The organism is Amycolatopsis anabasis, assembly GCF_009765355.1.
Lineage (GTDB): Bacteria > Actinomycetota > Actinomycetes > Mycobacteriales > Pseudonocardiaceae > Amycolatopsis > Amycolatopsis anabasis.
Genome location: NZ_VTHK01000117.1, coordinates 1 through 8,402 on the forward strand (window position 1 = coordinate 1; position 8,402 = coordinate 8,402).

Annotated in this window: 6 protein-coding genes; all 6 read right to left on the reverse strand. The window is 68.9% G+C overall.

What is annotated here, in order from left to right; all coding sequences use genetic code 11:
* Positions 1-87 precede the first annotated feature (87 nt).
* On the reverse strand, positions 88-1,086 hold the full coding sequence (locus FXO23_RS49770; RefSeq protein ID WP_246258625.1) for an aldo/keto reductase: 999 nt from the start codon (positions 1,084-1,086) through the stop codon (positions 88-90).
* 135 nt (positions 1,087-1,221) lie between these two features.
* Complete coding sequence (locus FXO23_RS49775) at positions 1,222-1,893, reverse strand: LmbU family transcriptional regulator (RefSeq protein ID WP_179957093.1); 672 nt, start codon at positions 1,891-1,893, stop codon at positions 1,222-1,224.
* 593 nt (positions 1,894-2,486) lie between these two features.
* The gene (locus FXO23_RS49780) at positions 2,487-3,170 is read right to left on the reverse strand and encodes a response regulator (RefSeq protein WP_179957094.1); all 684 of its coding nucleotides are present in this window, start codon (positions 3,168-3,170) and stop codon (positions 2,487-2,489) included.
* Positions 3,167-4,423, reverse strand: a complete 1,257-nt coding sequence (locus FXO23_RS49785; protein WP_158896105.1) for a sensor histidine kinase — start codon at positions 4,421-4,423, stop codon at positions 3,167-3,169. The genes FXO23_RS49780 and FXO23_RS49785 overlap by 4 nt, the downstream gene beginning before the upstream one ends.
* A gap of 11 nt (positions 4,424-4,434) precedes the next feature.
* Positions 4,435-6,120 (reverse strand): carbamoyltransferase N-terminal domain-containing protein, encoded by a 1,686-nt coding sequence (locus FXO23_RS49790; protein ID WP_246258628.1) that lies wholly within the window; start codon positions 6,118-6,120, stop codon positions 4,435-4,437.
* A gap of 11 nt (positions 6,121-6,131) precedes the next feature.
* A partial coding sequence (gene carB / locus FXO23_RS49795; protein ID WP_158896109.1) for a carbamoyl-phosphate synthase large subunit occupies positions 6,132-8,402 on the reverse strand: 2,271 nt, incomplete at its 5' end.

Consider the following 8,402-nt stretch of genomic DNA (forward strand, 5'->3'; position numbering starts at 1 on the left):
GTCCGGATGACCCTCAGTCACCGACTCCGAAGTGAACAGCCTGCGATCAGACGCGGTCATAACGCTCCTCGTGAGAAGACGAATTCGTCACCAGGCCCACGCTTCGGGAGCGGGGCCACCCTTGCCGACCGGCGGGAACAGCCGGTCGAGTTCCTTCAGCAGATCCTCGGAGAGTTGCAGATCGAGCGCGCGGATCGCGCCTTCCAGGTGGTCCTGGGTGCGCGGCCCGATGACGATCGCGTTCACCCCGGGACGCGACACCGTCCAGGAAAGCGCGACCTCGGCCGGGTCCAACCCGTTGTGGGCGCACAGCTTCTCGTATTCGGCGATGGTGTCGCGGTGGGTGTCGAGGGCGACCATCGCTCTACCTTGCGCGGTTTTCACGGCCGTGCCTTCTTCGAGTTTGCGCAGCGCCCCGCCGAGCAGGCCGCCGTGCAGCGGCGACCAGACCAGCACCCCGATGCCGTATTCGACCGCGGCCGGTACCAGTTCGACCTCGGTGTGCCGGCTGATCAGGTTGTAGATGCACTGTTCGGAGGTGATGCCGAGGAAGTTGCGGCGGTTGGCCGCCTCCTGGGCGGCGACGAGATGCCAGCCGGCGAAGTTGGAGGAGCCGACGTAGCGCACCTTGCCCTGCTGCACCAGCATTTCCATGGCTTGCCAGATCTCTTCCCAGGGGGCGGCGCGGTCCACGTGGTGCATCTGGTACAGGTCGATCCAGTCGGTGCGCAGGCGGCGCAGCGTCTCCTCGCTCGAGGCGACCATCTTCCGCGCCGACACCCCCTGGTCGTTGGGCCAGTCGCTCATCGGGTTGAACACCTTCGTCGCCAGCACCACCTTGTCCCGGCGCTCCCCTCCGGTGGCGAACCATTCACCGATAATTTCCTCGGTTAATCCCCGGTACACCTGCCAGCCGTACTGATTCGCGGTGTCGAAGAAATTGATTCCCCGCGCCAACGCCTCGTCCATCAGGGCAAAACTGTCGTCCTTCGTCGTGCGCACGCCGAAGTTCAACGTCCCCAGGCACAGGCGACTTACTTGCAAGGCGGTACGGCCGAGCGGTGTGTAGTACACCCCGATCCTCACCTCAGTTCTCGTGCAAGGCGTCGATAGATTAATTTGCGCGCATCAGTTCGAACACCAATGGACGACGGCCGACCGATCCTCTCTTAGCGGGTAACGAAACGCAATATCCGTCCCGCCAGCGGGACACCGCCCGATTCACTGGGCGACGCGCAGGCTGAGCTGGTCGATCGGCGCCTCGAGCGTGGCGGAGGCGGCATTGTCCAGGATCGAGATGATCCACGCGAGCAGATCCTGATCGGCGGTCGCGGCCGCGTCTTGCCAGCGCTGCTTGCGTTCGACCGGCACGTTCATCCGGAGTTTGAGCACCTCGCCCCGGGTGTCGTCCTTCTGCTGCGCGATCTGGCGGCTTGCCCGGACCTGTTTGCGCAGCTCACTGCGCGACCAGCTGAACCGCGCCGCCCGGTCGAGCCATTTGTCCTGCTCCGCGTCGGGCAGGCTGGCAAGTTCCGCGTGGTGCTGAAAGCTCAGGGTGTCGCGCCGGCGCTGGATGGCGAAGCGCCGGGCGACCCAGGCGTAGTTGCGCAGGGTCTGGTAGTCGAGTGAGGTCTCCTCGATCGCGCGCTTGTACCGGTCCGGGTACTGCGATTGCCCGTACACCAGCCAGTCCCCGAGCCACCAGGCCGAAGAGTCCGAGATGGAGAAGATCTGATGGCCGATCTTGCTCCACTCGTCCATGGGCATGCTCGGCGGGAGGAGGAGGCTGGTCCGCTTGGTGAGCGCCGTGCGGCTGATCGGCGTCCGGGACTTGCGCGTGGGCTTCGGGGAGTGTTCACCGCGACCAGGGGAGTCAGCGGCCACATTTGACATCGGTCAACTCCGTAACGGTTGTAGCTGGAAAGCGCTCTCTGGCGCCGTGCCCTCAGCAGAAGAATGGATTTCTGCCACGGTTGTATACGAGCGATTTATCGAGAAGATATATGCACCCCAGTAAGTCAATGTGCAGACTAAAGTTCGTCCGGCTCTGATGATTGCGTAGTTACACTAGTGTGTCAAGGCGGCAGGTCGGGGCCTTAGACGTCAGTTATTGACACCGCTTCAGCTCGCCTGCGGCCCTGGTCACGGGCTCGGGGTCACTCGATCGAGTGGCCCCGGTTGGCCGCAGGCGCGGGGTCGTTAATGCCGTCGGCGACCACTGCGCGTTATCTCACCAGTAAATGAAACTTCGATAAAGCAAGCATTTCGCGGACGTGGCGAGTGCCGCACGACAGATCTTTCGTCGGTTGCCGGACGCGGACTGACACGCCACTCCGGTGGTTCGGATGCGTTACCCGGAGTTCAGGAGGGCGAACGCGCGAGCGGGCAAGCCCGACACGGCGTGACGAGCGAACTTTTTCTGTCACTTTGAAAGATTCTCGATTAGTTGGGAGTTTGTTGGCCGAAGGCAACCGTGGCAAGTTGCGTTACTCAGCGTCATCAACCAGGCCCGCGTCCCGGGCCAGCAGGGCGATCTGGACCCGGTTGTTGAGATCGAGTTTGGTCAGGATCCGGGACACGTGCGCCTTCACCGTCGCGATGCTCAGGTGCAGCTCGGCGCTGATCTCGGCATTCGACCGGCCCTGGGCGACGGCCAGGGTGACATCCCGTTCGCGGTCGCTGAGCTGGTCCAGCAACTCCCGTGCGGCGTTCCGCCGGTCGTCCGGACCGGGGCCGGCCACCTGCGCGATGAGCTGCCGGATCACCGCCGGGGAAAGGATCGGGTCGCCGGCGACCACGCGCCGGACCGCGGTGACGATCTCCGCGGGCGGGGTGTCCTTGAGCAGGAATCCGGCGGCGCCCACGCGAAGCGCCCGCAGGACGTGCTCGTCGGTGTTGAACGTGGTCAGGATGATGACCTCCGGCGCCTTCGCCCGCTTGCGCAGGATCTCGGCCGCGGCCAGGCCGTCCATGGTGGGCATCCGGATGTCCATCAGCACCACGTCCGGGGAGAGGCGGTCGACCAGGGGCACCACCTCGGAGCCGTCGGAAGCTTCCCCGACGATCGTGATGTCGGGCGTGCCGCCCAACATCATCGACAGCCCGGCTCGTACCAGGGGGTCGTCGTCGACGAGCAGCAGGCGGATGGGCGCGGCCTCGGGTTCGGTCATGGACTCCACGGTAGCCAGGCGGCCAACCGGAACTCACCCGAGCCGGTCGGTCCGTGCTCCAGCCGCCCGCCGGCCAGCGTGGCCCGTTCGGTCAAGCCGATGAGGCCCTGTCCGCTGCCCGGGATCTTCGTCGACCGGGCCTCGGGTGCGGCGAGCCGGTTGCGCACCTCGACGGTCAGGCCGTCCCCGGGTGATCCGGTCACCGCCACGGTCACCTCGGCGTCCGGGGCGTGCTTGCGGGCGTTGGTCAAAGCTTCCTGGATGATCCGGTAGGCGGTCCGGCCCTGGTTCGCGGGCACGGCCTCCAGGTCGGCGAGTTCGGTGCGCACTTCGATCCGCGTCCCCGCCTGCCGCGATTCCTCGACGAGCTGGGGGAGCTGGGCCAGCGTCGGCTGGGGCCGGGTGGTGCCCTCGCCCTCGGCCAGATCGCCGACCGGGGCGCGCAGCACGCCGATCACCTCGCGCACGTCCTGCAGGGCCTGGTGGCCGCTCTCCCGGATCACCCCGGCCGCGCGAGCGATCTCGTCGCGCGACACGTCCGAGCGGAATTCCAGCGCTCCCGCGTAAAGGCTGAGCAGGGACAGCCGGTGCGCGAGCACGTCGTGGATCTCCCGCGCGATCCGGTCGCGTTCCGCGCGCTGTGCCTGTTCCGCCCGCAGGGTGGCCTCGGTCTCCGCGCGCCGGGCGCGCTCGTGGAACGAGATCATCAGCTGGCGCCGGGACCGCACGAACATGCCCCATCCGGTCACCGCGACGTAGGCCATGGTGCCGAGCAGCACCGCCGCGGTGAAGGTGAGCGTGGGATCCGGCCGCACGGCGGCGTACACCGGCGTGGTGAGCAGGCACAGCCCGCCGACCCCGGCGACGACCGGGAACGGCCGGTGCACGGCGACCGTGAACAGCGCCACCAGCATGGCGCCCTGCACGAGCAGAGAGAACGCGGAGAACGGCACCAGGACCAGGGCGAGTGTCACCGGCCACCGGCGGCGCAGCCACAGCGCCGCGCAGCCGAGCGCCCCGACGATCTGGTCGGCGATCACCAGCGGCTGGGTGATCGTCGGATCGCTCACCAGCGATTCCGACGCCAGCAGGCCGTAGACCGTGGCGAGGATGAAGCAACTCGTGTCGACGATCCAGTTGCGGACCCTGCGCCGGCGGCGGCCCTCCGCGTCACCGACCTCCAGCAGCTCCGCCGGGAGCAGCCACGGATACTCCAGCCGCGCGGCGGTGGCTCGGCGGACGGGCTTGCTCATGATCTTTCAATTTACCCCTTGCGGTACAGCGTGCCCTCACTCCACACGAGGCCGACCCGGCCCCATTCGAGCGCGGAGGCGACATCGGGGAAGAACCCGCTGCCGTTGTGGTTCGCGCTGGTGTTGCACAGCACCGGGATCCCGCTCAGCCGGTAGTACTCGCGCAGGATCGTCTCCAGCGCCGGATCGTCGAGCGTGCTGACCGTCTGCAGGCGGGCGGTCCCGTCCAGGTGCAGGACGGCCGGGATCCGGTCGACCCAGTCCGCCCGCACCTGGTGGTCGAACAGCATGTGCGGGTCGGGGGTGCCGGGATCGAAGATCTCCGGGGCGAACTCGGTCAGGCAGATCGGCGCGACCGGACGGTAGTCCTCGCGCTTTTTCACCCGGTTGAGCTCGTCCTTCATCGCCGGGTCGGTCGCCGGCGCGATGATGCTGCGCCCGCCGAGGGCGCGGGGGCCGAGTTCGGCGCGGGCGTTGAGCACGACGACCGGCTGACCGGTCTCGTGCAGGATCCCGGCGAGTTCGGCGGGTGTGCACGGGGACGTCGTCCAGCCGTCCGGGATCCGCGGGCTGGGCACCAGGGCCGGGCCGCTGCGCGCGTGCCAGGTGATGCCGACCAGCCCGCCCTGCGCGGCCAGGTGCGCGCACGCCGCCCCGATCGCGGAACCGGAGTCGTTCGGGAACGGGGGCACCCAGACCGACCGGAAGATCGCCTGGGCGCGCAGGGCGCTGTTCCACTTGATGTTCAGCGCGCAACCGCCGACGAAGCACAGGTTGAACGGACCCTCGCCGCGGAGCTCGCGGACCTTCGCGGTGACCCGGTCGACCAAAAGGTTCTCCAGGAACGCGTGCACCGAGGCCAGAACGTCCTCATCGGACACTCCGAGCGGCGCCAGGCGTTCGGCGGCGTCGCGGAAGAAGGCGTGCACGTACCGCAGCGACGGCTCCGAGTTGCTGCCCCAGCCGCCGATGGTCTGCCGGTACTCGGTGACCTTGGGCGTGTCGGCCTCGAAGTGCTCGTCGAAGACCTGGGCCAGCACGGCCAGGACCTCGCGCCGGGGCGATCCCTTGGCGATGTAGGCCATCAGCTTCCCGGCCACCGACAGGTCGTCGACCGTGGTGGATTCGTCGCCGCGGCGGAACGGGCCGAAGTGGTGCGCCGCGGTCGCGTAGGTGTGGCCGATCAACGGGAACAGCTCGCCCGCGTTCTGCACCCCGCTCGCCGGGTCGACCCAGTACAGCCGGGGGAACGTGCCGCCGTCCCAGATCAGCACGAACGACGGTTCGCCGCGGGCGGCGAAGTCGCTGGAGCAGTAGGCGCTGGCGAGATGCCCGGACAGGTGGACGTAACTGGTGTACGGGAAGACCTCGTCGCCGATCGCGAACTCGCCGAGGTAGCCGGGCTTGAGCAGATCGGTGACCGTGTCGTTCTCCCGGTACGGGGCGACCGTGATCTCCACCGGCTTCCCGTGGTTGGCCAGTTCGGCGGTGCCGGTCTTCGCGCCGTCCCAGCCGTCGATGACCCAGTGGTCCACATCGGACAGCCGGTAGCCGAAGTCGGCGAGCAGTTCGGGGACGATGTCCAGATCGGCCACCTGGCTGTAGCGCGGGTTGTTCCGCAGTTTCTCCATTTCGGTGCTGAACACGAGCTTGCGGTCGTGCAGCACCGCGATGGCTCCGTCGTGAGTCAGCTTCAAGCCACAGATGATCACGGGGTGGCACCTCCTTGGTCTGGAGTGATTCCGGATGCGTGCAGTTCCTGCAGGGGACGGACGGTGAAGTCGCGGTCCGCCGCGGCCTGGACCGCCTGTACCGCGGCGATCAGGCCGGGCACCGTGGTCAGGCAGGGCACACCCCGGGCCGCCGCGGCGGCCCGGACCTCCCGTCCGGCGAGCTGCCCCACCGGGCCGGCGGGGATGCTCACCACCAGATCCACGTCGCGGTCGTGCACCAGCTGTGCCTGCGCGCCCGGGTTTTCGGCGAACGTCCCGGCCTGGACACCGTTGCGGCGCAGCAGTTCGGCGAACCCCGGCGCGGCGAGGAGTTCGAAACCGAGGTCGGCCAGCGCCTTCAGCGGTGCGAGCGCGCCGCGGACCAGCGGATCGCCGACCGAGACCAGCACCCGGCCCTTGCCCGGCAGGCCGAGCCCCGCCGCGGTCTGGGCCTTCGCGAAGGCCCCGCCGAAGTCGATGTCGATGCCCATCACCTCGCCGGTCGACCGCATTTCCGGACCGAGCAGGGTGTCCACGCCCAGCCCATGCTCGTCCCGGAAGCGGTTCCACGGCAGGACGGCCTCCTTCACCGCGACGAACGACGGTGTGCCAGCGTCGCCGAGCGGCGGCAGGACGCCCTCGGCGCGCAGTTCGGCGATCCGCGCGCCCACGGCGATCCGGGCCGCCGCGGCGGCGAGGGGGACCGCGGTCGCCTTGGCCACGAACGGGACCGTCCGGCTGGCTCGCGGGTTGACCTCGAGTACGAAGGGGACACCGCGGGCCAGCGCGAACTGGATGTTGATCAGGCCGCGGACCCCGATCCGGCTCGCGAGCGCCTCGGTGGACGCGCGCAGCCGGGCGATCTCGGTGCGGCTCAACGAGATCGGGGGCAGCGTGCAGGCCGAGTCCCCGGAGTGGACCCCGGCCTCCTCGATGTGCTCCAGCACGCCGCCGAGGAAGAGTTCCTCGCCGTCGTAGAGCGCGTCCACGTCGATCTCCACGGCGCCGGCCAGGAACTCGTCCACCAGGACCGGGTGTTCGGCGGAGATCCGGGTGGCCAGGGCGATGTAGTCGCGCAGCGCCGCTTCGTCGTGCGCGATCTCCATGCCCCGGCCGCCGAGCACGTAGGACGGCCGCACGAGCACCGGGTAGCCGATCTCGTCGGCGATCCGCTTGGCGCCCTCGAACGAGGAGGCGGTGCCGTGCCGGGGTGCGGGCAACCCCGCGTCGGCGAGCAGCGCGCCGAAGCCGCCGCGTTCCTCGGCGAGGTGGATGGCTTCCGGGGGCGTCCCGGCGATCGGCACGCCCGCGTCGGCCAGGCGTTGCGCGAGCCCGAGCGGGGTCTGCCCGCCGAGCTGGACCAGCACCCCGGCGACCGGGCCCGCCTGCGCCTCGGCGTGCACGACCTCCAAGACGTCTTCGGTGGTGAGCGGTTCGAAGTAGAGCCGGTCGGAGGTGTCGTAGTCGGTGGACACGGTCTCCGGGTTGCAGTTGACCATGACCGTGTCGAAACCGGCCGCGCTCAGCGCGGTGCAGGCGTGCACGCACGAGTAGTCGAACTCGATGCCCTGCCCGATCCGGTTCGGGCCCGCGCCCAGGATCAGCACTGCGGGCCGGTTCCGGGGCGCCACCTCGGTTTCCTCGTCGTAGGACGAGTAGTGGTACGGGGTGTTGGCGGCGAACTCGGCGGCGCAGGTGTCGACGGTCTTGTAGACCGGCCGGATGCCGCGGGCGTGCCGGGCCGCGCGGACCTCGTCCTCGGACAGCCCGCGGATTCCGGCGAGCTGCGCGTCGGAGAAGCCGTACCGCTTCGCGGCCCGCAGGAGATCGGGGGACAGGCTGTCGGCGGCCGCGACCTCGCGGGCCAGTTCGTCGAGGGCGACGATCTGATCGAGGAACCAGGGATCGATGCCGGTCGCCTCGGCGAGTTCGGTGAGCCCGGCCCCGGCGCGGATGGCCGCGAGGACGGTGTTGAGCCGGCGCTCGCCCGGCACCGCGGCCCGGGCGAGCAGGTCCGCCTTGTCCGATGTGGACACATGCGTCGACCAGGAGAACGGGCTTTCGGCGTCTTCCAGGGAACGCAGGGCCTTCTGCAGTGCTTCCGGGAAGGACCGGCCGATGGCCATCACCTCGCCGACCGATTTCATGGTCGTGGTGAGGGTGGGGTCCGCGCCGGGGAACTTCTCGAAGACGAACTTCGGCACTTTCACGACGACGTAGTCGAGGCTGGGTTCGAAGCTGGCCGGGGTCTCGCCGGTGATGTCGTT

Bases quoted from the DNA above. Each gene is read 5' to 3' on its own strand.
- FXO23_RS49775 (WP_179957093.1), bottom strand. From the start codon at position 1,893: ATGTCAAATGTGGCCGCTGACTCCCCTGGTCGCGGTGAACACTCCCCG.
- FXO23_RS49780 (WP_179957094.1), bottom strand. From the start codon at position 3,170: ATGACCGAACCCGAGGCCGCGCCCATCCGCCTGCTGCTCGTCGACGAC.
- FXO23_RS49785 (WP_158896105.1), bottom strand. From the start codon at position 4,423: ATGAGCAAGCCCGTCCGCCGAGCCACCGCCGCGCGGCTGGAGTATCCG.